General features: G+C 39.1%; 26 protein-coding genes, 1 tRNA gene and 1 pseudogene. 27 read left to right on the plus strand and 1 reads right to left on the minus strand.

The features are described 5' to 3' along the window. The 22 genes and pseudogenes from Q0F90_RS00970 to Q0F90_RS01075 form a co-directional block, all read left to right on the plus strand. Positions 1–302, plus strand: a pseudogene (locus Q0F90_RS00970) (adenylosuccinate lyase); the annotation flags it as partial. A 120-nt stretch (positions 303–422) separates the two neighbouring features. Continuing rightward, positions 423–1571, plus strand: coding sequence for an MFS transporter (locus Q0F90_RS00975; protein WP_296002306.1), 1149 nt, complete (start codon positions 423–425; stop codon positions 1569–1571). 347 nt (positions 1572–1918) lie between these two features. Continuing rightward, positions 1919–2191, plus strand: a complete 273-nt coding sequence (locus Q0F90_RS00980; protein WP_024062668.1) for a helix-turn-helix domain-containing protein — start codon at positions 1919–1921, stop codon at positions 2189–2191. 74 nt (positions 2192–2265) lie between these two features. Then, positions 2266–3549, plus strand: coding sequence for an adenylosuccinate synthase (locus Q0F90_RS00985; RefSeq protein ID WP_296002309.1), 1284 nt, complete (start codon positions 2266–2268; stop codon positions 3547–3549). A gap of 541 nt (positions 3550–4090) precedes the next feature. Further along, positions 4091–4435, plus strand: coding sequence for a helix-turn-helix transcriptional regulator (locus Q0F90_RS00990; protein ID WP_296002312.1), 345 nt, complete (start codon positions 4091–4093; stop codon positions 4433–4435). Between the two features lie 2 nt (positions 4436–4437). Next, a complete protein-coding gene (gene dinB / locus Q0F90_RS00995; RefSeq protein WP_296002315.1) occupies positions 4438–5853 on the plus strand; it encodes a DNA polymerase IV in 1416 nt (471 codons plus the stop codon). Positions 5854–5941: 88 nt separating this feature from the next. After that, positions 5942–6226 carry a hypothetical protein gene (locus tag Q0F90_RS01000; protein WP_296002318.1) on the plus strand — a complete coding sequence of 95 codons (285 nt, stop codon included), beginning with the start codon at positions 5942–5944 and terminating at the stop codon, positions 6224–6226. A gap of 125 nt (positions 6227–6351) precedes the next feature. After that, positions 6352–7623, plus strand: a complete 1272-nt coding sequence (locus tag Q0F90_RS01005; RefSeq protein WP_296002320.1) for a polysaccharide lyase family 1 protein — start codon at positions 6352–6354, stop codon at positions 7621–7623. 326 nt (positions 7624–7949) lie between these two features. Continuing rightward, positions 7950–9413 (plus strand): catalase, encoded by a 1464-nt coding sequence (locus Q0F90_RS01010; RefSeq protein WP_296002322.1) that lies wholly within the window; start codon positions 7950–7952, stop codon positions 9411–9413. A 281-nt stretch (positions 9414–9694) separates the two neighbouring features. Next, complete coding sequence (locus Q0F90_RS01015; RefSeq protein ID WP_296002326.1) at positions 9695–10564, plus strand: 5'-nucleotidase, lipoprotein e(P4) family; 870 nt, start codon at positions 9695–9697, stop codon at positions 10562–10564. A gap of 48 nt (positions 10565–10612) precedes the next feature. After that, a tRNA-Arg gene (locus Q0F90_RS01020) sits at positions 10613–10689 on the plus strand. Between the two features lie 227 nt (positions 10690–10916). Continuing rightward, on the plus strand, positions 10917–13061 hold the full coding sequence (locus tag Q0F90_RS01025; RefSeq protein WP_296002330.1) for a YadA-like family protein: 2145 nt from the start codon (positions 10917–10919) through the stop codon (positions 13059–13061). Positions 13062–13244: 183 nt separating this feature from the next. Then, positions 13245–14075, plus strand: coding sequence for a DUF6630 family protein (locus Q0F90_RS01030; RefSeq protein WP_296002333.1), 831 nt, complete (start codon positions 13245–13247; stop codon positions 14073–14075). 61 nt (positions 14076–14136) lie between these two features. Further along, a complete protein-coding gene (locus tag Q0F90_RS01035) occupies positions 14137–14952 on the plus strand; it encodes a DUF2262 domain-containing protein (protein ID WP_296002336.1) in 816 nt (271 codons plus the stop codon). 20 nt (positions 14953–14972) lie between these two features. Beyond that, the gene (locus Q0F90_RS01040; RefSeq protein WP_296002339.1) at positions 14973–15404 is read left to right on the plus strand and encodes a hypothetical protein; all 432 of its coding nucleotides are present in this window, start codon (positions 14973–14975) and stop codon (positions 15402–15404) included. Positions 15405–15475: 71 nt separating this feature from the next. After that, entirely contained in the window at positions 15476–16156 is a 681-nt protein-coding gene (locus Q0F90_RS01045) for a hypothetical protein (protein WP_296002343.1), read from the plus strand. Positions 16157–16215: 59 nt separating this feature from the next. Continuing rightward, positions 16216–16758 carry a hypothetical protein gene (locus Q0F90_RS01050; RefSeq protein ID WP_296002345.1) on the plus strand — a complete coding sequence of 181 codons (543 nt, stop codon included), beginning with the start codon at positions 16216–16218 and terminating at the stop codon, positions 16756–16758. Positions 16759–16830: 72 nt separating this feature from the next. Further along, positions 16831–17637, plus strand: coding sequence for a hypothetical protein (locus Q0F90_RS01055; RefSeq protein ID WP_296002347.1), 807 nt, complete (start codon positions 16831–16833; stop codon positions 17635–17637). 93 nt (positions 17638–17730) lie between these two features. Next, complete coding sequence (locus Q0F90_RS01060; RefSeq protein ID WP_296002349.1) at positions 17731–18324, plus strand: hypothetical protein; 594 nt, start codon at positions 17731–17733, stop codon at positions 18322–18324. Between the two features lie 95 nt (positions 18325–18419). Continuing rightward, entirely contained in the window at positions 18420–18926 is a 507-nt protein-coding gene (locus Q0F90_RS01065; RefSeq protein WP_296002353.1) for a YfbM family protein, read from the plus strand. Positions 18927–18949: 23 nt separating this feature from the next. Then, positions 18950–19243: a DUF2695 domain-containing protein gene (locus tag Q0F90_RS01070; protein ID WP_296002357.1), complete on the plus strand. Its 294-nt coding sequence runs from the start codon at positions 18950–18952 to the stop codon at positions 19241–19243. A gap of 112 nt (positions 19244–19355) precedes the next feature. Continuing rightward, a complete protein-coding gene (locus Q0F90_RS01075; protein WP_296002361.1) occupies positions 19356–19853 on the plus strand; it encodes an ECF transporter S component in 498 nt (165 codons plus the stop codon). Between the two features lie 175 nt (positions 19854–20028). On the opposite strand, the gene Q0F90_RS09185 is transcribed toward Q0F90_RS01075, so the two are convergent. After that, a complete protein-coding gene (locus Q0F90_RS09185) occupies positions 20029–20100 on the minus strand; it encodes a putative holin-like toxin (protein WP_219565824.1) in 72 nt (23 codons plus the stop codon). Between the two features lie 549 nt (positions 20101–20649). Here Q0F90_RS09185 and Q0F90_RS01080 point away from each other — a divergent pair. From Q0F90_RS01080 to Q0F90_RS01100, 5 genes are all read left to right on the plus strand, one after another. Continuing rightward, on the plus strand, positions 20650–20994 hold the full coding sequence (locus Q0F90_RS01080) for a zinc ribbon domain-containing protein YjdM (RefSeq protein WP_004698208.1): 345 nt from the start codon (positions 20650–20652) through the stop codon (positions 20992–20994). A gap of 107 nt (positions 20995–21101) precedes the next feature. After that, a complete protein-coding gene (locus Q0F90_RS01085; protein ID WP_296002364.1) occupies positions 21102–21497 on the plus strand; it encodes a hypothetical protein in 396 nt (131 codons plus the stop codon). A gap of 10 nt (positions 21498–21507) precedes the next feature. Beyond that, a complete protein-coding gene (locus Q0F90_RS01090; protein WP_296002367.1) occupies positions 21508–22026 on the plus strand; it encodes a phosphatidylglycerophosphatase A in 519 nt (172 codons plus the stop codon). 93 nt (positions 22027–22119) lie between these two features. Then, entirely contained in the window at positions 22120–22659 is a 540-nt protein-coding gene (locus Q0F90_RS01095; RefSeq protein ID WP_296002371.1) for a cysteine hydrolase family protein, read from the plus strand. Between the two features lie 215 nt (positions 22660–22874). Beyond that, on the plus strand, positions 22875–23504 hold the full coding sequence (locus tag Q0F90_RS01100) for a superoxide dismutase (protein WP_296002373.1): 630 nt from the start codon (positions 22875–22877) through the stop codon (positions 23502–23504). Positions 23505–23664 lie beyond the last annotated feature (160 nt).

Consider the following 23664-nt stretch of genomic DNA (forward strand, 5'->3'; position numbering starts at 1 on the left):
TCGATAAATTGTTAGTATATCCTGAAACAATGCTTAAAAACCTTAACCTTACAGGTGGCCTTGTATTCAGTCAAACTATTTTGACTCACCTTGTAGATAAAGGTGCGGTGCGTGACGAAGCATACCGTTGGGTTCAAAAATACGCTATGGAACGCTGGCTTGAAGGCAAAGATTTCGCTACAGGTCTTAAATCTGATGAAAATATCAAGAAATACATGACTGCTGAAGAAATCGATGCATGCTTCGATCCTCATAAATTATTGAAACATGTTGATACAATCATGGCTCGCTTTGGCCTATAATTGTAGGGTACTTCCCATATAACATATGAAAGACTAGGGTAGGTATAGACCAACAAGCCTATGGGACATGCATTAGGCGTTGGCTATATCTACCTGTTTTTATTTATCTTAGGAGGTTATATGAAACGTATCATACGAAAGTACGGACCGCCTATTTTTCATTGTATTAATGACTTTGGTCAAGGTTCGTTGGCGGCTTTGATACCGTTCTTTATCGCTAACTTTGGCCTTAATTACTATCAATCGGCTACCATTATTTTCTGTAACACCGTGGTGGCCTCCATCGCGCAGCCTGCATTGGGCTATGTGGCCGATCGATGGCGCGTACCTTGGTTTATTCCTGCAGGCTTTACGGTGACTCTCGTGTCCATTAGCGCTATGGCGCTAGCCACGAGCTATGAAATGATTCTTGCTTTGTCACTTTTAGCGGGCGTAGGGGCGGCACTATTCCATCCTGAGGCGGCGCTCCTTGTGAATCGTACGCAATCTCATGAAATTGGCAACGCCATGGGCCGCTTTGCCGTAGGCGGCAGTGCGGGCTTTGCGTTGGGGCCTCTCATTGCAGGTGGCGTCTACGTTTTTGGTGGTCACTTCCTTTGGGTATTCACCGCCATTGCCTTGATTGGCGTATTGCTGTATGTGTATGCCTTCACAGGCTCTACGGATACCGATGATGCTGGTGAAAGCAAAGGTCTTGCTAAATCTACAAATGTAGGGACAAATGATTGGGCGAGCTTCGGCAAGCTATTCTTTGTAATCGCTTCACGATCTATATTGTTCTCCGTATTATCTATCTTCATTCCTATCCTGTACATTACCGTTATCAACGGCGAAGCTAGTGCGTCGAGCTTAGCTCTTACCATGTACTTTGCGATGGGTGCTGTTCTCACCTATATGGGTGGGGCTTTATCCGATAAATTAGGATTCCTTAAAACAGTTCGCTTAGGCAATCTCATCTTCTTGCCATCTGTGTTAGTATTTATCTTTGTGCCAAATGTATGGGGCTTCTTCGGTGCCATGATACCTATGGCATTTGGCGTATTCTCGCAATACGGACCAATCACCGTACTAGGTCAAAAATACCTCGCTAAAAATGCAGGCTTTGCATCAGGTGTGACCCTAGGACTTGGCATTACCTTAGGCGGCCTAGTAGCACCTTATATTGGACACTTAGCAGACATCTATGACGTCCAAACTGCTTTGATGACACTGATACCTGTTGGCTTGATGGGGCTCCTAATGAGCTTCTGGCTAAAAGAACCTAAATAGTACTTGAGTGACAGGAAGACATTGATAACATAGTTGTATTAAATTACTAAAATAGAATACTTTGACTAGTTAAAATGTCAATATCTGGGAGGTGACCATTGGTCACCTCCCATTTGTTTACTTTAAGGGGCCAGATACTTATATTGGATATAGTAAGACTTCAAATTTCTATATCTCTGTATCTTTACTGAATATATGTTTTAACATATAATTTAAGTAAAGATTTCTTCTAGTACTAGGAGAAATATGATGGATACGTTTTCTGTTGTTTTGGGTTAAAACACCGAAGAATGCTATTGAATTAGCTGTTAAATATAAGAACGATTATATTGAGAGGTATACATAATATGGAAACGTTAGATCAATATTTAGAGAAACAATTGAAAAATCCGAAGTTTAAAAAAGAGTGGGATGCGTTAGATGATGAGTACCAAATCATTCAGAATATAGTTGAGGCGCGCCTAGCTGCTCATATGACACAAATGCAGTTGTCTGAGTTAACAGGTATTACTCAGTCAGATATTAGTAAGATTGAAAATGGCAATGGTAATCCATCTTTAAAAACGTTGCAGAAAATAGCTCATGCATTCGGCAAGAAACTAAAAATTGAATTTGTATAAATACTTTCACAGAGTCCGAACATTGTTGTATAATGTTAGTGAATTATTTAGACTTTCACATGGAGGATATAGATATGGCAACAAGTATGGTTATCGGCACTCAATGGGGTGACGAGGGTAAAGGTAAAATCGTTGACTGGATCGCGGAACGTGCAGACGTTGTAGTGCGCAGTCAAGGTGGTAATAATGCAGGTCATACTGTTGTAGTAGATGACAAAGCGTTTGCTCTTCGCCTTTTACCAAGCGGCATTTTGTACGATAACAAACAAAATATCGTTGGTACTGGTGTTGTTATCGACCCTAAAGTTTTGTTAGAAGAAATTGAAGGTCTTGAAAAACAAGGTAAATCCGCTAAATCCCTTCAAATTTCCGACCGTGCGCATGTTATTATGCCATATCATATCGCTTTAGATAATGCAGAGGAAGCATCCAAAGGCGATGCTAAAATCGGTACTACTAAAAACGGTATCGGTCCTTGCTACGCAGATAAAATCAACCGCGTTGGTATTCGTATGTGCGATTTGTACGACCTTGAAACATTCAAAGAAAAATTGGCGTACAACGTAGAATTCAAAAATAAAATCCTTACTAAAGTATATGAAGCAGAAGGCGTAAACTATGATGAAATCTTAGCGAATTACATCAAATACGCTGAAGCATTGAAACCATATGTAACAGACACAAATATTGCTGTTCTTAAAGCCGTTCAAGAGGATAAAAAAGTATTGTTCGAAGGCGCACAAGCAACTATGCTCGACCTTGATCATGGTACATATCCATTCGTAACATCCTCTCATCCAATCGCAGGTGGTGCTTCCACAGGTGCTGGTGTAGGCCCTAACTACTTGAAAAATATCTTCGGCGTAGTAAAAGCTTACGCAACACGCGTTGGTGCAGGCCCATTCCCTACAGAGCTTCTTGATGAAACTGGTGAAAACCTTCGCAAACTTGGTCATGAGTTCGGTACTGTAACTGGCCGTCCTCGTCGTTGCGGTTGGTTAGATCTTATGGTTGTAAAATACGCTGCAGGTCTTAACAGTCTTGATTACCTCGCTATCACTCGTTTAGATATTCTTGATACTTTCAAAGAATTAAAAATCTGCGTAGGTTATAAATTGAATGGTAAAGACGTAGAAGGCTTCCCAGCTAACTTGAAAGATCTTGAAGCATGCGAAGCAGTGTACGAAACATTGCCAGGTTGGGAAACAGATATCTCCGGTATCCGTAAATACGAAGAACTTCCTGAAAATGCTCGTAAATATGTAGAACGCATTGCAGAAGTAACAGGCGTACCTTTGGGTATCGTATCCGTTGGCCCTAACCGTAGCCAAACTATCGATTTAGTAAATGTATTCTAAGTTATACTAATTTGATATAATACAAATGATTATATTCGATAATATCGATATAGCGGTATAATTTTTAAAATTTTGCTGCTATGCAATCGATTTATAGAATTATACAGATAAGGCTCCTCTATGAGGAGCCTTTTGTAATGAAATGGTTTAGACTACAAAAATTATACTTTATATCTAATCCTTTCGGTAGCTAATGTAGTGCGGTATATCGAATTATGCTATACGGTTATCAGAAAATGTGTATATCGAAAATTCTATAGAAGAATATTGCATCAAATCTTTATATATACGATTTGATGTATAACTAAATAAATCTATGAGATGAAAATTTGTTTAAAATATTCACGATATACAAACTATGACGTGCTTAAATGAGTTTATAATGTGGTAAAAATTACTCATCTATGTAAAATTGGTATTCATAATAAATTATTAAGATACAAATATAAAGAAAAAAATAGATTTACATTAAGAAATAGTATATAATAGAGTCAAGAAAGTAGATTGACATTTTTTGATACGGATTTGAGGAGTTAAAAATATGGTTGAAGTTTCTTATGAACGTTTAGCTACGATTTTCAAGGCATTAAGCGATGAAACAAGATTACACATCATCGATATGTTGTCTTGCAATGAATTATGTGCAGCTGATATTTTAGCTAGCTTCAATTTGTCTCAATCTACGTTGAGCTACCACATGAAGATCTTAATTGATGCAGGTGTAGTTAACTCTCAACGTAATGGCTTATGGACTCGTTATTCCATTAATGAAGCTACATTTGGCGATATTTTAGATATCATCCCTCAATTATATAAATCCAAGGATGAGTGCATTTGCGCACAAATTAAATACTGCCGTATTTCTGAGCACGAAAAAGAAGCGTAACAATGAGACGATGGATTATGCATGTTGATATGGATGCATTCTTCGCGTCCATCGAACAACTGGATCATCCAGAATATAAAGGCCACCCCGTTATCGTGGGTGGTCTTTCTTCACGTGGCGTCGTTGCGACCTGCTCCTATGAGGCGCGTAAATTCGGTGTTCATTCTGCTATGCCTATCTCAAGAGCCAAGAAACTCTGTCCCGATGGCATCTATGTATATCCGCGGATGGATCGATATAAAGAGGTGTCGGAACAGATTTTTTCTATTATGAAAGAATTTACTCCCTACATCGAGCCGCTTTCTATCGATGAAGCCTTTCTTGAGGTGAGTGGCATGTCCACCATGTACAGTGGTCCTAAAGCACTTGGCCGTGCTATCAAAGACCGTGTATTTGAGGAAACAGGGCTGATCATCTCTGCAGGTTTAGCGCCAAATAAATTCCTTGCTAAACTGGCTTCCGATTTAGATAAACCTGATGGTCTTGTGGTCATTCCCTATGGCCGTGAAAGAGAGGTCTTGGCTCCGCTTCCTATTAAACGCATTTGGGGCGTTGGTCCTCGTACGGAAAAAATTCTGAAAAACGGTGGCTTTCACTTGATGCGTCATATTCAAGCCTTGCCTGATGAAAGCAGTTTGATTCCCCTCGTAGGCAATCAAGCGAGCCGCATATGGGAATTGGCGAATGGCATTGATGAAAGACCCGTAGAAACTGATCGTAAAATACAATCTATTGGCGCGGAAGAAACCTATGAAGAAGATTTAACTGATGGTAGTGCTATTGAATTAGAGTTTAGATACTTTGCGAATCGACTATCAAAACGATTGCGAAAACGTAACCTGTTAGGGCATACCGTGTCGATTAAGGTGAGGTATGATGACTTTACTACCGTGTCGAGACAAAAGCGCTTAGACACACCATCAGACCATGAGCATGTGTTCTTTGAAACAGCTCTGCTCCTGTGGAATAAGCTCATGCAAGATAAGACGAGCAAGAAACCTAAAGGAAAAGCAAAAGAGCTTGAATCCTTAGGTGCTACAACTAAGGTACAGGCTAAATCCTTTACGTATTCTTCTGAGGAAACCCGATGGATAGATCCTCCAGGTCCTATACGACTATTAGGCCTTACCGTAAGTGGTCTCGATGAAGAGGTGCCTATGCAGGACAGCCTCTTTGAATCTCTACAAGATGAAACTGAGGATAAGCTCGCCAGCGTGTTAGATTCGTTAGAGTCTAAATTTGGTGAAACCGCAGTCATGAGCGGCGCACTGTGGCAACGCTTTCACGGAGATAATGGACCACGTAGAAAGCGGTCAGAACTAAAATCTGCTGTGGATGCCCAGTCAGATCAAGCTGTGTATGCCCAGTCAGATCGAGAAGATGTGGAGCTCATACAAGCTGATAAAAAAGGCTTATAAAGTTTATATTGAATACTTTCGTAAATATAATTATTCGTGTTACAATATGGGTATAGTGTTAATAAATTACCGCAAGAGAGGTATAGATATGAGTTTATTTCGTGTAGCCATCCATTATGGCATCAACAGCAACGGCTTCTTGTCCTATGACACAGAAGCAAAAACAGTGTCCGTAGAATTACCTGAGCAAGAGTGGATCGATAAAGTAATTGCTTACTTAAACGATGAACATGCTATCGAGCATGCCACAGGTCTTGATACGTATGAACGGTTGAACGTAAAACCATTAGAGTCTTTAGATAATTTAAAATTAGCCTTAACACGCATGTGGGAAGCCATCGACGTACAAGTCGACTGGAGTCGTCCGGCGTAATTAAAATGAGATCCCTTTATTGTTATGTTTTATGATAAAGGGATTTTTTTACTATACCTATAGTTATGACAAGCGTATAGTACTAACAGATGCTGCAATATAGCGGAAATTAAGGAGAAAGATGTATGAAAAAGATAATCCTATCTATAGGGATACTTATGGTGTTAATCGTGGGTGTAATGATTAACTTTTCTAAAAGTTCTGCGGAAAGTCCTACCTTTATGCGAGAAGTATTACCAAAACAGGACGGCTTTGCTGCTGTAGGCAATGGTACTACTGGTGGTGCTAATGCTACCGAGCAGAATGTGTTTAAAGTAACGAATAAAAAAGAATTCGTAACAGCCCTCAAGAATCGAAAAAATACTACCCCTAAGATTGTGTTAGTGTATGGAACTATAGATTTCGATACTGATGATAATGGTAAACCATTAACTATGAAGGATTACATGGTTGATGGCTATGACTTTCAACAATATTTAGAAACTCATAAACCTAATAGCACAGCCCTTAAAAGTGTAAAAGATGAGCAGGAAGCAAAGCGCAAGGCGTCACAAAAGAACCAAAGTAAGTCTATTACTGTTCATGTACCGGCGAATACAAGCATCATTGGCATGGACAATGCAAAATTAAAAGGTGTAAACTTGGTGCTTGATGCAGATAATATCATCATACGAAATATTCAATTTGAATCTCCTTATGACTATTTCCCTGCTTGGGATCCTAGTGATGGACCAGAAGGAAACTGGAATTCTCAGTATGATAGTATCTCTATAAAAGGTGGCACTCACATTTGGATTGATCATAGTTCATTCCAAGATGGCCCTGAAACAGTAGAAAAATACTTTGGCCGTAAATACGAGCATAGAGATGGATTGGTAGATATTACTAATGAAGCAGATTATATTACTATCTCCTATTCTACGTTTGAAAACCACAATAAAGCTATGTTGATTGGTAGTAGTGATTCAAAGGTAGCAGATGAAGGTAAATTACATGTAACCTTGCATCATAATTACTTCCATAATGTAGTGCAACGTACACCAAGAGTACGATTTGGTCAGGTTCATGTGTATAACAATTACTTTGCATCTGATGCTGCTTCAAATAGCGAATATGCTTATGCGTACTCACTAGGGGTTGGAAAGGACTCTCAAATTTATGCAGAAAACAATGTAGCAGATATAGTGGGTAAAGATTATACATCATTTGTGAAAGTATTTAAGGGAAAACAACTTACTACGGTTAATAATGTATTTAATGGACAAAAAGTAGATACATTTAACAATACAGTGACACCGGTAGATTGGAAACCTGAACTGTTTACTACAATAGATCCTGTAAATGATGTAAAAGAAAATGTTTTGAATCATGCAGGTGCCCATAAGATTAATACATAAGATTAATACATAACGTTAATACATAACATAGTCTAGCTTTATACGTGAATATTAGTATCTCTGTATAATAGCAATGTAATAAGCCTATAGGATTGATTTCCTATAGGCTTTTCTCATGTATTGTTTTTTTAATGAGAACATGTATACACAGTTGATTAAGATTTCAGATTGTTATTTATACTGAAATGTGTTACGATTTAGTCGTAATCATAAATAATGATTATTGATTGTTAATATTTATTGATTTTAATGTAACTATATGCTTCATAAAATCTTTAAGATAGCATATTGTTACTTATTTTTTATTCTAAGTAGGAGTTTGTAACATGAGTGATGAAAAGAAATTAACGACAGCCTTTGGCGCTCCTGTACCGGATAATCGTAATTCTGCAACAGCAGGCAAACGCGGTCCTGTATTGATGCAAGATGTTTGGTTGATGGAGAAACTAGGTCATTTTGCGCGTGAAGTAATTCCAGAACGCCGCATGCATGCTAAAGGTTCCGGCGCATTTGGTACTTTCACAGTAACTAATGACATTACAAAATATACAAAAGCAAAACTGTTCTCTGAAGTAGGTAAACAAACGCCGGTATTCGTACGTTTCTCCACAGTGGCAGGCGAACGTGGTGCGGCTGATGCGGAACGCGATATCCGTGGTTTTGCTGTAAAATTCTACACAGAAGAAGGTAACTGGGACCTTGCAGGTAACAATACACCAGTATTCTTCATCCGCGATCCATTGCAATTCCCTGACTTGAACCGTGCTGTAAAACGCAATCCGAAAACAAATCTTCGCGATGCGACAGCAAACTGGGACTTCTGGACTAGCTTGCCAGAGGCTATTCACCAAGTAACAATCGTAATGAGTGACCGTGGTATTCCTAAATCTTACCGTACAATGCATGGTTTTGGTAGCCATACATACAGCTTGATTAACGAAAACGATGAACGTGTATGGGTTAAATTCCACTGGGTTTGCCAACAACCGATCGAAAACCTCTCCAACGCTGAGGCGGCTGAAATTGTGGCTAATGACCGTGAAAGCCATCAACGTGATCTCTTCGATGCTATCGAACGCGGCGATTTCCCTAAATGGAAATTATGTATTCAAGTGATGACAGAAGAACAAGCTAACAACATGCCATACAACCCATTTGACTTAACAAAGGTATGGTATCACGATGAATTCCCATTGATTGAAGTCGGTGTAATGGAGCTTAACCGCAACCCTGAAAACTACTTCCAAGACGTAGAACAAGCTGCATTTGCACCTTCTACTATCGTTCCTGGCATCTCCTTCTCCCCTGATAGAATGCTTCAAGGTCGTTTGTTCTCCTATGCGGATGCACAACGTTATCGTCTAGGTGTAAACTACCATCAAATCCCTGTTAATGCCCCTAAATGCCCTGTAAATAGCTATCATCGTGATGGCCAAGGCCGTATGGATGGTAACAGTGGTTCTACTATTGGCTATGCACCGAATAGCTTTGGCGAATGGGCTGAACAACCACAATTCAAAAACCCTGGCCTAGATGTATCTGGTGCAGCATACCAATATGACTTCTATGAAGACGATTCTGACTTCTACACACAACCAGGTAAATTGTTCCGTCTCATGAGCCCTGAAAAACAACAAATCTTGTTTGAAAATACAGCGGCAGCTATGGATGGCGTACCTGATTTCATCAAAGAACGCCATGCAAAACATTGTTACCAATGTGATCCAGCTTATGGTGAAGGTGTAGCTAAAGCTTTGGGCATGAATATCGATTTCAGCGATGTAAAATAAACTAACAAATCTCTAATAAAATTCTCTTATATTTACATAAATGATCTCTTAAAAGACACAAAACAATCCTATAAACTTGCACACACAATTCTTAACTAATTTATGTAAATAAACCACAAAGAGCCTATACAACCACCTACATCAAATTGATTGTCGGTATGGTGTATAGGCTCTTTTTAGTTCTAAAAATATATAAATCTATGGAGGACTTTAGTATAATTATGTAGAATTACATTGTGTATTGGATGTATACAGAGAGCAAATGTGGTTAGGAGGCAATTATGAAACATAGTAGTTTGGCATGGTATGTAGCGGTGGCTTGTCTTGGCGGTAGCCTTTGCGTAGGTTCTGTAGTACAGGCGGATTCTCCGACAACGGTGAATGATGCGGCCGCACAAGCAGAGCAGATGGCGCTCAAGCAAAAACAGCAGTACCAAGCCGAAACAGAAACAATGGGGCTCTTATGGATGCGTACCTCTGCGGAGTACAGAGCTCTGGCGTATCAAGGGTACAATGTGGCGCTAAATCTTGTTAAGATGGCCGTTACGGATCCATCTCATCAAAGAAAACCTCTTGCTATCGTTCTTGATGCGGACGAAACCGTAGTGGATAATACTAAACTGATGGGTGAAAGCGTTGCTAATGGCAATGGTCGCTTCGATGCTCCTTGGTGGCGTCAAGCTGTGCACCAAGGTAAATCGCAAGCCATGCCAGGTGCCGCTGAATTCCTAAATGAAGTACATAAACAAGGGGTAGAAATATTCTACGTTTCAAACCGCTATGCACCTGTTAACTATGATGCAACAGTACAAAACTTTAAGGAACTAGGATTCCCATCCGTCGATAAAGAACATGTACTACTATTCGAAAAAGACTCTGATAAACAACCTCGTTTTGATGCAATCACTAAGAAATACAACGTCATTTTGTATATGGGTGATAATGCAGGGGACTTCCCAATCGGCACAAAAGGTAAGACCTTAGCTGAAAGAAATGCTATCATCGATGAACATAAAGAAGACTTTGGTACTACCTTTGTAGTATTCCCAAATCCTGCCTACGGGTCCTGGGTAAGTGCATTAGCAAAAGGCTACCAAAACCTTAGCCCAGAAGAACAAAAACAAGTGAATAACCAATACCTACAACAATAAGGATGCCTTGCGTATACTTTATTAAAAACGATATAATAAAGTATACATGCGTCTATAGCTCAGTAGGATAGAGCAGCAGTTTCCTAAACTGCGTGTCACTGGTTCGATTCCGGTTAGGCGCACCAGTATAGAAAAGAAGGTATACGGCTTATAAAAGCCGTATACCTTCTTTTTTGTATTTTCTTGCAATTCTTATGAGCTAGAATTATAATATTAGAGTAATATTCATACTTTATTCATGTTAAATCATGAATGGTGCATAGAGGGTGCTATACGATTCAGGTTTCATCAGGTAACTTTGAATCTTTTTTTGAGTATATTGTTTGTGTTGTCTTAAAAAGGGGTAAAACACATGAAAAAAGAATTACTTTTAACGGCTATGATTACCGCCGGTATTACTACAACAGCCTTTGCTGCATCTAACTTAGATATTAGCGCTACCACTGCAGCGCCATTAAACATGCAAAATTCTATTGCCTATGGTGGGGATAATAAAGTTGAGCAGGGTATGTTCTCCCCTGTAAAAAATATATTGCTTGGTGGCGACAAGAATACCGTTCGACCTTCCGCTAATGATACTATCACTTCTGGTACTAATAATACTGCATCTGGTCCGGGAAGTATCGTAGCAGGTTGGTATAATACAAACTCTGCTACTCACAGCTTGGTAGTAGGTACTAGCAATAATGTTGGTGGTACGAATAATATTGTAGGTGGCTTTAAACAGGTTAATAATGACAATGCAATTAACTCTTTATTAATTGGTAACCATAATAGCGTTGATGGTCAGAACTCTGTGGCTTTAGGCATGAATAACACCGTTAAAGGCAATAATGCTTTGGTAGGTGGTACTGGTGCTAAGGTTCAAGGTAATAATGCTATTGCCTTTGGCGACAGTGCGAAAGCAACGTATGATGATGCGTATGCTATTGGTCGTAAAGCTGAAGCAACTGCTCAAAATACTGTTGCTATCGGTAACAATGCAAAGGCCAATAATGACATGGGTACAGCGATTGGCTATAATGCAAAAGCAAAAAATGATTACGCTACAGCAGTAGGTTATAGTGCGAGTGGTACAGGTAATCAGTCCTCTGCGTTTGGTTTTAATGCAGAAGCAACGGCTATGAATACAACTGCAGTTGGCTCCTATGCGAATGCTAGCGGTGCGTACTCCACAGCGTTAGGCTTTAAAACAGTGGCTTCTAATGAAGACGCTGTGGCATTAGGTAATTATTCTACTAGTGCTGGTAAAAGTGCCTTTGCTGCTGGCACTTTAGCGAATGCAGCAGAAAAGGACTCTTTAGCAATCGGTCATAGTGCAAGTACAACTAAGGAAAATGGTATCGCTATCGGTACAAATGCATCTGTAACTGGTGTGGATTCTATTGCTATCGGCAAAGCCGCAAATATTGCTAAAGCGGGTAGCATTGTAATTGGTAGAAATACGACAGCAGATGAATTAGCAGTATCCATTGGTACTGACTCTGTAGCAACTGGTTGGGGTGGTACTGCAGTAGGTACTATTTCCAAAGCAACTGGTGCTCAATCCACTGCTATCGGTGATAATGCGCAAGCATCTGATACATACTCCACAGCACTTGGGGTATCTTCTGTAGCTTCTGGCAGAGCGGCTAATGCGATTGGCCTTTCTAAAGCGACAGGCTTTGCATCTAATGCCATTGGTTTCATTGCAGAGGCTTCTGGTAAAAACGCTACTGCGATCGGCAATGCAGCTAAAGCTCTAAATGAAAATTCGATTGCTATTGGTACAAATGCGAAGGCTGCTACAGATAACAGTATTGCACTAGGTGCTAAGTCTGTTACAGATACAGCTGTGTCTACTAGTTCCGGTGTTATTGGCGGCAGAACTTATAACTTTGCTGGTGGAAATGCGGTTGGTACATTGAGCATTGGTGATAGTGGTGCAGAACGTACCATTACAAATGTAGCGGCAGGTCGTGTGTCTGCTACATCTACAGATGCAGTCAATGGTTCCCAACTACACGCTATTAAAGATGTAGTAGATAATCATGAAAACCGCATCACTACTATAGAAGGCGATATTAATACATTAAATAATCGTATTGTTAATGGTGGCGCTAATAGCTTAAATGAAGCTAAATCCTACACTGATCAACAAGTATCTAGCATAGCGGCGGCTTCTGCAGCACTCGCTGGCTTGCATCCATTAGATTTCGATAAACATGATAAATGGTCCTACTCCGTTGGCTTTGGTAACTATAAAAATGCTAATGCAGCGGCGTTAGGTGCCTTCTATCGTCCTAATAAAAACACCATGTTTAATGCTGCTACTACCGTTGGTAACGGCCGTAATTCTATTAGCTTAGGTGCTAATTTCAAATTTGGTAAAAGCTCTGAAGAGGTAACTACTGAAGATGCAGCACAACTTAAGAAAGATATGAAAGACTTAGCTGAAAAATATAATGAGTTAGAACGAAAATATACTGAATTAGCAGCTAAATTAGAATCTAAATAATATAATCAAAACTCCTACAAGATTTTTCTTGTAGGAGTTTTTTTTTATCCTATGCTTTTATTATAAGTATTCCTTAATAATGATATAATTAAGATATATATTCAGTTACATATTCGGTTACATATTAGTTACATAGTCAGCTAAACATTATATGTAAGCAACAGTATATGGGGGAGAGTGTATATGAGCTTTTACAATTGGATTCAAGAAAAACTATTTGATAATTTTGAAGAATGGCGCTTGAAGAGCCCTGGTTCTAATGGAAACGGTTTTAATATAGTCGGAATAGATAATACCTTAAAGGCTATGCATGATGGATTTTATATGTACATGGAGTTATACCCACCTCATGCCATCGATGGATGTACAGCCATGAAAGCACGTGTAGGTAAAACGCAGGATGCAGTAGATTTATTCTTAGATATAGATGGCAAGACCTATCGTATGGCTGATGTAAGTTATCCTGACGCAGTGAAGATGATGCGGGCTTTTATGAAAAAACGCAGAGTACCTGATTATAGTTTGTGTGTAGAAGCAGTGTATCTAGATATTGATCAGATGCGATCTACATTTACAGAGTTAGCAACGTTGTTGCTAGGCGATGCAAAACAAGCTAAATCGTTTATGACCAAGGTAAAGTTGAGCTCCCTGGAAGAATTGGAAGATAGCTGGTGGAACTTCTATGAGGAACTACTCTCTATAGGATATGCCGTAGAGTTAGACTGTAAATGTGAACTAGAGGATTTTATTTATCATGTACAGAAGTTAATACGTAATAAGTCTTTAGATACTAGAGAAAATCTAACTATTGATACAGCAGCATTAGATGAAGATCAAGTTATTATGGACTGGTGTGCTAGTCTTAATTCTACGTGGGAAAACTATACGTTAGTAGGCATGGACACAGGAACAGATAGCTTTGTACTTATGGTGCTTTCAAATGAGGAATTCAAAAGAGTCCAAGAACTAGCTAAAGAGCTATTACATAGAATCGATGTAGCTGAGCGATTATGATGGTGTTAGGCTATAGACTAGTTATATATTTGCTTGTATGTGATAAATAGGAGAGAGTCATATGAGTATTGTACGTCTACCAGAATATGAAGCAGAATTTGAATCGGAAGAGTTTGAAATTTATGCATTGCCGCGCAGTGATGCGAATGGGGCTAGTCCTTATTTAGATAAGTACCATAGACCACTGGTGGATACCGATGCTATCCTAGATACTCGAACTGGTGTGCTTGACCGTAGCGAAGGTATTTTGACGTGGATTATTGAAGGCCTTGAAGATAGATGGGGTTATTCTTTTGAGCCCCATGGGGTCTATAAATTATTAGTTAAGAAAGCAAAACCCTTAGAGGATTTGGGCTATATGCGCCCCTCTTGGAATAATCGCTATTATGTGCTTGAGGTGTTAGAGGAACATGCTAAACATAGCGAGTTAGAGGCGTTGTCGGCGTATTTGAAAACCCCTAAATACCTTCATACCGATAGGGGAGACTTCCTGTTAAATCGTGAGTATCAATATTACACAGCGAGAATTGATGATTATGCATTCACCCTTGATGTAGATGAGGGTTCTGATGAAAGCTGTACTGTAGCATTGGCTGCTTTCAATACAATAGGTAATTTCAAAGCATTTGAACAACGAATTAGCGTATATATTAGTGAAAAATTGCTAGACCTTGCTAATGATTGGCTTGACAATGACGACCAAGATCCGATTACGTCAGACATATTTGCCAAGCGTATTACGATGGGAGAATTGGCGTTTCGCAATGATGGCACCATAGAGGTATATTATGACGACGATGATATCTTCTGGGGGCACTGTATCATAGCTCATATTGATGCAGATGGAAATCCTACTGATGCGGATATTGCAGGATAATCAATTAATGGAGCATCCTAATGAGAAAATCGGAATTAATGACATTATGGAATGTTGAAAGCTGGTCTGAAGAACCGTATGGCGTTTACTTTGTATCTCGCAGATTGGGCACTAATTGTTTAGAGAATGAAGGACAAGCCTTTCAAAAACTTAATATTAGTTGCACCAATTATACTGAGGCTGAGGTGCTTTCACTACCAATATGGAAACAATTATATGTTCAATTAGATAAATTAGATCAACTAGCACAGGAAATTATACAAAAGGAAATACCGCAAGAAGAGTCTGTTGTACTTACACTAACGGATATAATGTTAGATAAATCAGGTTGTTACGACGCATTTGCGCTAGGCTATGATGTGGGAGAATCCCCGGCAGGGCATCTATATGTTTTGGTTTCTTTTGATGAAAACTTTACGGTTCAACAAGATGTGATATACGAAACCTTATAGAGTTGTTTTAAAGTGGTGATACTGGTGTTGTATTCTACCTAAAAATATAAGTGATATATAGGAGAGAGACCATGGAAGATATGTATAAATTAGTCAAAGATTTCTTCAGTCATGATATGGATTTAGATGATTTATTTGATTCCGAAGCCATCATCTGGATTGACTGGCGTGAGGATGACGAAGATGTGGTGCGCTATTTCAATGATATGATGGATGAGCCTATCGATATTCAAACCGTTAACAATGGCAAGCTCTATGGTGACGATATTGTGCTACAAAAGGGCGATAAAGAACTGCAAATTCCTTACGGTGATGAGAAAGATCGAGATGTAACGATCAAATACTTCAACGACTTCGTTCAGCCTGACTATGAGGTGCGTTGGTTTACTGAAAGCCTTGGAAACGATACGATCGGATTTACCGTGCTTTCAGGGGCAGAATGGGCCAATTTAAACGATGAGTTTGGGGCAGATACAGTTCGTTACTATTTTGAACCTATCAATATTGAAAGTAACATGTTTAATCTCGACATGGACGAAGTATTTGCACTACTGGCTTTACGAGAAAATAGTGACGGTGTGAATACTGACTTTAGTGTACAGTTAGATTGGATTACAATCAAAAACAAAGAAAAAGCCTTAATTGAACAAAAAGAAAAGGGACAAATAGACTTAAAGCAGTATATGGTCGCTAAAAAAGAAATTCAAAAGATTAAAGATGAGTTTGTAGCAGCTCATGGTGAGATGGATTAGGACAATCAGATAGAGACGATAAGAGATAGCAAATAGGAGAAATAATAAGGGATAAAAATATGGATTATTTAAAAATATTACATGAAGATTCCAACTTGGCAGCAGATTTTGATGCTCTGTTTGATTTCTTTTTGCTCGATGAACCTACAGAACGCGATGAGATTGAGGGGAAATGTACCTTTTCTATGGATGGAAAGGCTTTTGCTCGTGATGGTGCTGGCGGTGAATATCATCAATTAGAGGATGGCTCTATCGGTTATGTCAGCAGCGAAGGTCAATGTGGTCGTATAGCTGAAAGTATAGATGATTTAATCCATTTATTGGTGTATAGCATTTGCTGGCATGATTATTGTGACTCCAGCCAGTATACAGACATGGGTACTCTTGAAGCCTATGCCAATGAGCGTCATGATGAAATTGCTTCTTATACAGAAATGGATGTATGGGAAACCGTTGTTAAGGCGCTAGGTATGCCTTCCGAAGCCAATGTGGCTGTTGAATTACAAAAGTTTTATGATGCAGCACATCGAGAACCTCTGTACCAAGGCTTTTACCATGAAGAAGATGGTAGTATTACGCCTTATGAAAGTCTATTCTTTTAATATGTAAAATGGGAAAATAATCAGCAATAAAAGAGTGTTTCAAGAGGTTTTGTGTTGTAATAGGAGAATCGTATGGCAATTGATGGAGTAAAGATCATAGATAGTGATGACGGTCATGATATTTATAATGATATTGTTGAACGATACAAGGATGGCGTCAGTATTGATACAATCATTTCTGAAATTTTAGGTGAGGAACAAAATTTTTGCACTGATGAGTTTTACACAGAAATTTATTGGACTGCTGTGGCCTATTCGCTGTGGAAGATAGGTCATCTACCAGATGACGTCAAAGAGAAAGCCTTAGATATAATCGCTCAGGGCCCTCATGAGTTTTGGCTAGACATCGATAGTAAGGCCCTTAAACAGCGTCGAAAGGTATTAGATAAGCTAGCCGAACAGCTACAAAGTGAAAATCCAAAGCCGATTAAGGTTCGTAAATCTAAAACGAAGCGAGAACCTTATTTTAAGGTGGGCGATGTATTAGCTGTTAAGTTTGAAAACGAGTATGGTGCTATATTCGTCTCTGACGTGGATCAATCACCGCGAAAAATCGAGTACCATTTAGCCTGTACGCGGCTTTTACAAGAAGAAAAACCAACAATGGAGGACTTTCTAAATAGCAAAATCGCATGCCGAAAAGATAATACAAATTTTGGTATCGATACAGACTGTTGGTTCAATCATAAGGACCTAGGCCTGTTGCTAGAAAATTTAGAAATCATCGGAACCGTTGAACTCTATCCATGTAAACTATGGACACTAGCACCAAGAGGCACGTTGGAGGACATCTATGAGGAGATTACAGATAGCCCTCGGATTGGAAAACTACGTCTTATAGATACTTATGAATTGGTGAAAGCGGTTATTGAGAAATAATCAGTGGCCAAAGGCGTTACTATATGGGCATACATATAAAGAGATGCATATAAAAATGTACATATAAAAGGTTACTATAAGGGTGTAAATACAATGGATACTATGACTAAAAAATACATAGAAAATGTAAAAGTCAGTGATATACCGTGGCATCGGTTAACGACCTCTTATGGACGGGGCACAGATTTTCCTAATCAATTTGATGTTTTATGGAAGATGGAAAGCATAGAAGCTGTTGATGCGGCTGGTGAAGAGCTAGCACTTAATATTGAGCATCAATCGACGTTGTGGCATGCTACACCATTTGCCATGATTTTCTTGCTTCGTATTTTTAAGAAAGCCCAGGAAGAGAGCGTTCATAATGAGGTGGCTCAGTATTTGGCAGAACAATTGGTTGAGTTGTTTACTGTGATTGCTGACTGCATTCGAGATGGTCTTATGCTAGAGCATGCAGACCCCTTGCCGAACTTTGAGGATATGCTCAACGAAGAATACCTTTGGTCGGAAGAATATGATGAAGACGAAGATGTTCTTAGATATGAGGAAGAGGACGTATTCCCTGATGATTTATTCTTTAGCTTCTATTACTACTCCCTGCAAGTGCTTTTACTAGCTATTCCGTTATTAGATAAATCTCATGAAGGAGAAGCTAATTTACTAGACTTACTGACAGAGATAGAGTACTAAATAAGAGATAGAGTGCTAAATATTTAAGGGGATTACAGATTATTACATATCTACTGAGATTACAGATTACTAGTTATCTACGGAGGGTTTAGACTATGGGTTTGATTGCTAATTATAGTTGTTTAAGCGATGCAAATTTAAAAGAGCTTAAAGCTATGGGCTCAGAAGAGGAGGAAATTCTTGAAAGCGTTGAAGAGTGGAATGACGACGATGAATTATTGCTCGATATCGATAAAATGTGGGATGTACTTCACTTTGTGCTAACTGGCGTAAGCACTGACCATAAGGATGATAATAATCCTCTTAGTCAAGCTGTACTTGGCATAACCGCTGTTGAAGAACTATCGGATTATTTGGCGTATACTGAACATGATAAATTAGCAGATATCGTGGCAGCTCTAGAGCAGTTTGATATGGAAGAAGCTCTTGAATCTTTTGATATGGCAGCCTGCAAAGAGGCAGAGTTATATCCAGATATTTGGGATTACGATGAGGAAGAGGAAGAAATCAAAGACGAACTTCTTCATGATTTCGAACAAATGAAACGCTTCTATAAACAAGTGCTAGACGCTAATGGGAACGTACTTGTATCAATTTGTTAAGTTTATAAAAGGAAATTATTATCATGGATAAAGCGCGTAAAAAGGAATTATTAAAAGCTTATGCAGATAAGCAAAAGCAATCGTTTAAAGATAGTTTGCCAATGGACGAAGAGTTGTTTTGGAATCTCTTTGACTATGTAGACGAGAAGTTAGAGGCAAATGACGGTTGCGACCATAGTCTGACTTTCACCAGAGAATTCTTGGAAAAACAAGAGGTAGATGTGGAAAGCGTACTAGATTGGATCGTCAACGAAGGTGGCGGCTGTGACTGCGAGGTTCTCTACAATGTGGAAGAACGTTTTGAGGAGTACGATTAATAGTATTTTCTATAGTTAACTCCTTTTATTTGCAGGTGTTATCGTAAAGGTATATAGTAAAGGCATGTGATGTAATTATTCACATGCCTATTTTCTTTATAAGGAGGACGCTATGCAACACGTTCAAACCCGCAGTACTACGTCCGCGTTAGTACTCACAGCCGTATTGATTGCCCTCGCAACACTGTTTACCATGTACACGAAAATTCCAGTACCTGGCATTCGCGGCTATTTCAATGTTGGAGATGTCGTTATTATGACATCAGCTCTATTATTAGGTCGAAAATACGGCGCCTATATTGGTGCTCTCGGCCCGGCGCTAGCTGATCTATTCCTCGGCTACGCAGTCTTTGTACCAATCACCTTTGTGGTGAAAGGCATTGAAGGCTATCTTGTCGGTACTGTTTATAACAATAAGACCACTACCTCTGCCTTAGCGGCAACTATCGTAGGTGGTATTATTATCGTAGCCGGCTACTTCATCGCTGAATACTTCGTATTCGATCCAGGCGTAGCCATTGCTAGTATTTTGACTAACACCATTCAAGCCGTTATGAGCGTTATAATTAGCATGATTCTCTATGCTATCTTGCGCAAACGCCTTGGATAGCAAATTGACAGTCACTAGAATTCAGACTATACTATAAGTACAAAAGAGCCAGTTAACGTGTTCTAGGCGTTAGGCTCATCAAAGAAACATGAATTTGATAAACCTAACGTGTCTAAGTATTGCAGTACTTAGTCTTAAACGTTAGGTTTATCTTATTTTATAATCAAATAACTGATTATTTCTTAAGAATTAACACTACGAGGGTAGCGAATAAAATCATTAATGATAATGCTTCGTATACAGTCATAATGTCACCTCCCTCGAAAAGACGGAGATGAACCTAACTCACGTTAATGGCTCTTTCGTTATTAGTATAAAAATAGGAGGCAGGTTATTATAACATGCCTCCTATTAATCATAATTTGACGATATATGGTATTCAACCTATAATATGAGTAGATAGCCGAGCGAGTAGAGACGTCAGGCTCATCTCAAAAAACTGAAAAAATCAGGAAATGGCCTTTTCGTTTTATCTAGCTACGAGCTGTAACGAAGGGCTATTTGCTTTTTGTAAAGCAAATAAGGGCAATAAGTGACCCGAATGAAATGAGAATTGTCAGAATATCTATGACAATTGATAAAATTTCAAAATCACTCATAGTTTCACCCCCTTCTAAAAAGAAGAGAGGCCCAACCTCGTCGGCTACATTATTATTATAATGCGAACTAATATGCGATACAATAAGCATTGATTAATAGAGATATAACTATTTTATAGTGTGGTTATAATATTTTAGTGGAATAAAGTTTTATATGGTATAATACTTTCATTATGTAGTGAGAAAAGGAGATCTAAATGGCAAATTTACCTAACTGCCCTAAGTGTGGCGACGAGTACACATACGAAGACGGTCATATGTTTATCTGCCCTATGTGTGGCAATGAATGGACAGCAGCTGACGCACAAGCTGCAGCTGAAGCAGGTATCATTCGCGATGCTAACGGCAACGAGCTAGCTGATGGCGATACAGTTGTTGTTGTAAAAGACCTCAAAGTAAAAGGCGCGGGCGTATTGAAACAAGGTACGCGCGTTAAAAACATTCGCCTCATCACGGATGCTAGCGATGGCCACGATATCGATTGTAAAATCGATGGATTCGGTGCAATGGCATTGAAATCTGAAATGGTTAAAAAAATCTAATAAAAGGAATCCCTATCGATATATTCGGTAGGGATTTTTTCATGTCATAAATGGTATAATCAACGTAGAATGCGTGTAGTGTGAGAGTATTTAGACGAGAGGAAATTATGGTAAAACGTGTTGTGTTACTGGCTGTATTGGCATCTATGATGGGAACTGTTAGTTCTTTAGCGGCGGATTTAAGGCCCACAGATAAGCGTACCTATGAATTACAGCAACAAATCTCTTATAATGTCATCATTCCTAGTGAGGCTTTTAAAACGGGTGCTGACGGCACCTTGATTGTTCCCGTGGAGATTAAGACCGATGATAAGGGCAATATCGTGGCTGTTGAAGCAGGGCCTAATAATTGGAAATTAGATCGAGAGGCTTACCCTATCTTTGAAGAGGCTGCCAAAGAGGCGGCTTGGAACGCAAAGCATGTCGATACGGAGGAAGAGTTGGTAATAACGATTCCGGTTAGTATTGTTATGTTATCCGGAGATAAGCCTAAGAAAAAATAAAGGAGCATTTATGGAGTCTACAAAAGATTTAGAGAAATATACTTACGACCTACTGGCGGAGCGAGGCGTTACGTTAGAGGATATTGCAGAGCTCGTTTTATACGTTCAAAAACCATACATGCCGAATTTAAAGATTGAAGAATGCCGTGAACATGTGGCGTCTGTACTTTCAAAACGAGAAGTACACAATGCGATTATTACAGGCATCGAGCTAGACAAGTTGACGGAACAAAATAAATTATCTCAGCCGTTGCAACGCATCGTGGCTAATGATGAAAGCCTCTATGGTATCGATGAAATCTTGGCGTTTTCCATCGTTAATCTATATGGTTCTATTGGTTTTACAAACTATGGCTATTTAGACAAGGTAAAACCGGGTATTATCAAAAAGCTAGACAGTGAAGAGGGTGGTCGCTGTAATACATTCCTCGATGATTTAGTAGGTGCTGTGGCAGCGGCTGCAGCAGGGAAATTGGCGCATAATGAACCTCATCGGGTACACCATGCATTGGCTGAAGAAAAAGCATAAATTCTTGCTATTGATGTTATCTAAAATTAAGAGTATAACTAGTAGTGTAGTGAATATTAATGTATTCTTTGTAGACTATATACAGGAGGAACTATGCAAAAGGTTCTAGTTGTTATCGATATGCAAAAAGATTTCGTAGATGGCGCCCTTGGTTCAACGCAAGCGCAGTTGATCGTAGATAATGTGCGCAAGAAAATTGAAAGTTTTGATGGGCCTATCATCTTTACTCGTGATACACATGATACTAATTATCTTGAAAGCCAAGAGGGTAAGTTCTTACCTGTTACGCATTGTGTTAAGAATACAGAAGGCTGGCATATTGTAAAAGGTTTAATTGAGGCCGCAGAAGGTCGTCCTATCATGAGCCCTGTATCCTTCGTAGATAAGCCAAATTTTGGATCCCTTGAACTATTATCTCGTTTGGAAGGGATGAACTCGGTCAACCCTATTGAGTCAATTACGCTCGTTGGTTTATGTACAGATATTTGTGTTGTTTCTAATGCTATTATATTGAAAGCTGGTTTACCAGAAATCCCTGTTTATGTAGATTCTAGCTGCTGTGCTGGCGTTACAGAAGAGTCTCACCAAGCGGCGTTAACAACGATGAAAATGTGCCAATGTATCGTTGAATAATTACCTTATTATTGAACCCAAAGGCTATAGGAAATCCTATAGCCTTTTTCTATGGGAAAATACATTGACGATTTTCTATATAGTGTGTACAATAAAAAAAGAATGATAATTTATATCAATAATAAATAACCGATGCAGGTGCATCGAAACGCTTTCACCAGAACGATACGTACTGATACATATCGTTCCATGCCCTAAATTTAAGGAGGACTATTATGAAACCTTTCGAACTCGCACCATTACCATATGCTTATGATTATCTTGAGCCTGTTATCGACACAGAAACAATGAAATTGCATCATGACAAGCACCATCAAGCGTATGTTAATAATTTAAACGCTGCTATCGCGAAATACCCTGATCTTGCTTATGGCTGTGTAGACTGCATTCTCGGCGATATCGCTAATGTGCCAGAGGACATCCGTCAAGCTGTTATCAATAACGGCGGCGGTCACAAGAACCACACTATGTTCTGGGAAATTATGACAAAACCAGACACTTCCAAATTGCAAGGTCCTTTAAAAGAGGCTATCGACGCTGAACTTGGTGGCTATGACGCTTTTGTTGAAAGCTTCTCCGCGGCGGCAGCAACACGCTTTGGCTCTGGTTGGGCTTGGCTTGTAGTGAATAAAGAAGGTAATCTTGAAGTTACATCCTCTGCAAACCAAGATAACCCTCTATTAGAAGGTAAAAAAGCCATTCTATGCTTAGACGTTTGGGAACATGCATACTACTTGCACTACCAAAACCGTCGCCCAGACTATATCAAGGAATTCTTCCGCGTCATTAACTGGGATAAAGTTTCTGAAAACTACGAAAAAGCATTGAAACCACATCACGATTAAGTGATACGCTTGTCAGAAACAGAAACAGAAACAGAAACAGAAACAGAAACAGAAACAGAAACAGAAACAGAAACAGAAACAGAAACAGGATTTAAATTAGGAATAGAAGAAGCAAACTAATTTATATATAACGGATAGATGATAAATCCAGCCCCAATGT

Source organism: uncultured Veillonella sp., assembly GCF_934190855.1.
Classification (GTDB): domain Bacteria; phylum Bacillota; class Negativicutes; order Veillonellales; family Veillonellaceae; genus Veillonella.

What these genes read in the sequence shown, in the direction of transcription:
- Q0F90_RS01030 (WP_296002333.1), top strand. Translation starts at nt 13,245, where the DNA reads ATGAGCTTTTACAATTGGATTCAAGAAAAACTATTTGATAATTTTGAA.
- Q0F90_RS01065 (WP_296002353.1), top strand. Translation starts at nt 18,420, where the DNA reads ATGGGTTTGATTGCTAATTATAGTTGTTTAAGCGATGCAAATTTAAAA.
- Q0F90_RS01000 (WP_296002318.1), top strand. Translation starts at nt 5,942, where the DNA reads ATGAGTTTATTTCGTGTAGCCATCCATTATGGCATCAACAGCAACGGC.
- Q0F90_RS01015 (WP_296002326.1), top strand. Translation starts at nt 9,695, where the DNA reads ATGAAACATAGTAGTTTGGCATGGTATGTAGCGGTGGCTTGTCTTGGC.
- Q0F90_RS01025 (WP_296002330.1), top strand. Translation starts at nt 10,917, where the DNA reads ATGAAAAAAGAATTACTTTTAACGGCTATGATTACCGCCGGTATTACT.
- Q0F90_RS01005 (WP_296002320.1), top strand. Translation starts at nt 6,352, where the DNA reads ATGAAAAAGATAATCCTATCTATAGGGATACTTATGGTGTTAATCGTG.
- Q0F90_RS01090 (WP_296002367.1), top strand. Translation starts at nt 21,508, where the DNA reads ATGGAGTCTACAAAAGATTTAGAGAAATATACTTACGACCTACTGGCG.
- dinB (WP_296002315.1), top strand. Translation starts at nt 4,438, where the DNA reads ATGAGACGATGGATTATGCATGTTGATATGGATGCATTCTTCGCGTCC.
- Q0F90_RS00980 (WP_024062668.1), top strand. Translation starts at nt 1,919, where the DNA reads ATGGAAACGTTAGATCAATATTTAGAGAAACAATTGAAAAATCCGAAG.
- Q0F90_RS01040 (WP_296002339.1), top strand. Translation starts at nt 14,973, where the DNA reads ATGAGAAAATCGGAATTAATGACATTATGGAATGTTGAAAGCTGGTCT.
- Q0F90_RS01010 (WP_296002322.1), top strand. Translation starts at nt 7,950, where the DNA reads ATGAGTGATGAAAAGAAATTAACGACAGCCTTTGGCGCTCCTGTACCG.
- Q0F90_RS01055 (WP_296002347.1), top strand. Translation starts at nt 16,831, where the DNA reads ATGGCAATTGATGGAGTAAAGATCATAGATAGTGATGACGGTCATGAT.
- Q0F90_RS01085 (WP_296002364.1), top strand. Translation starts at nt 21,102, where the DNA reads ATGGTAAAACGTGTTGTGTTACTGGCTGTATTGGCATCTATGATGGGA.
- Q0F90_RS00975 (WP_296002306.1), top strand. Translation starts at nt 423, where the DNA reads ATGAAACGTATCATACGAAAGTACGGACCGCCTATTTTTCATTGTATT.
- Q0F90_RS01050 (WP_296002345.1), top strand. Translation starts at nt 16,216, where the DNA reads ATGGATTATTTAAAAATATTACATGAAGATTCCAACTTGGCAGCAGAT.
- Q0F90_RS00985 (WP_296002309.1), top strand. Translation starts at nt 2,266, where the DNA reads ATGGCAACAAGTATGGTTATCGGCACTCAATGGGGTGACGAGGGTAAA.
- Q0F90_RS01095 (WP_296002371.1), top strand. Translation starts at nt 22,120, where the DNA reads ATGCAAAAGGTTCTAGTTGTTATCGATATGCAAAAAGATTTCGTAGAT.
- Q0F90_RS01100 (WP_296002373.1), top strand. Translation starts at nt 22,875, where the DNA reads ATGAAACCTTTCGAACTCGCACCATTACCATATGCTTATGATTATCTT.
- Q0F90_RS01070 (WP_296002357.1), top strand. Translation starts at nt 18,950, where the DNA reads ATGGATAAAGCGCGTAAAAAGGAATTATTAAAAGCTTATGCAGATAAG.
- Q0F90_RS01075 (WP_296002361.1), top strand. Translation starts at nt 19,356, where the DNA reads ATGCAACACGTTCAAACCCGCAGTACTACGTCCGCGTTAGTACTCACA.
- Q0F90_RS01045 (WP_296002343.1), top strand. Translation starts at nt 15,476, where the DNA reads ATGGAAGATATGTATAAATTAGTCAAAGATTTCTTCAGTCATGATATG.
- Q0F90_RS00990 (WP_296002312.1), top strand. Translation starts at nt 4,091, where the DNA reads ATGGTTGAAGTTTCTTATGAACGTTTAGCTACGATTTTCAAGGCATTA.
- Q0F90_RS01060 (WP_296002349.1), top strand. Translation starts at nt 17,731, where the DNA reads ATGGATACTATGACTAAAAAATACATAGAAAATGTAAAAGTCAGTGAT.
- Q0F90_RS01080 (WP_004698208.1), top strand. Translation starts at nt 20,650, where the DNA reads ATGGCAAATTTACCTAACTGCCCTAAGTGTGGCGACGAGTACACATAC.
- Q0F90_RS01035 (WP_296002336.1), top strand. Translation starts at nt 14,137, where the DNA reads ATGAGTATTGTACGTCTACCAGAATATGAAGCAGAATTTGAATCGGAA.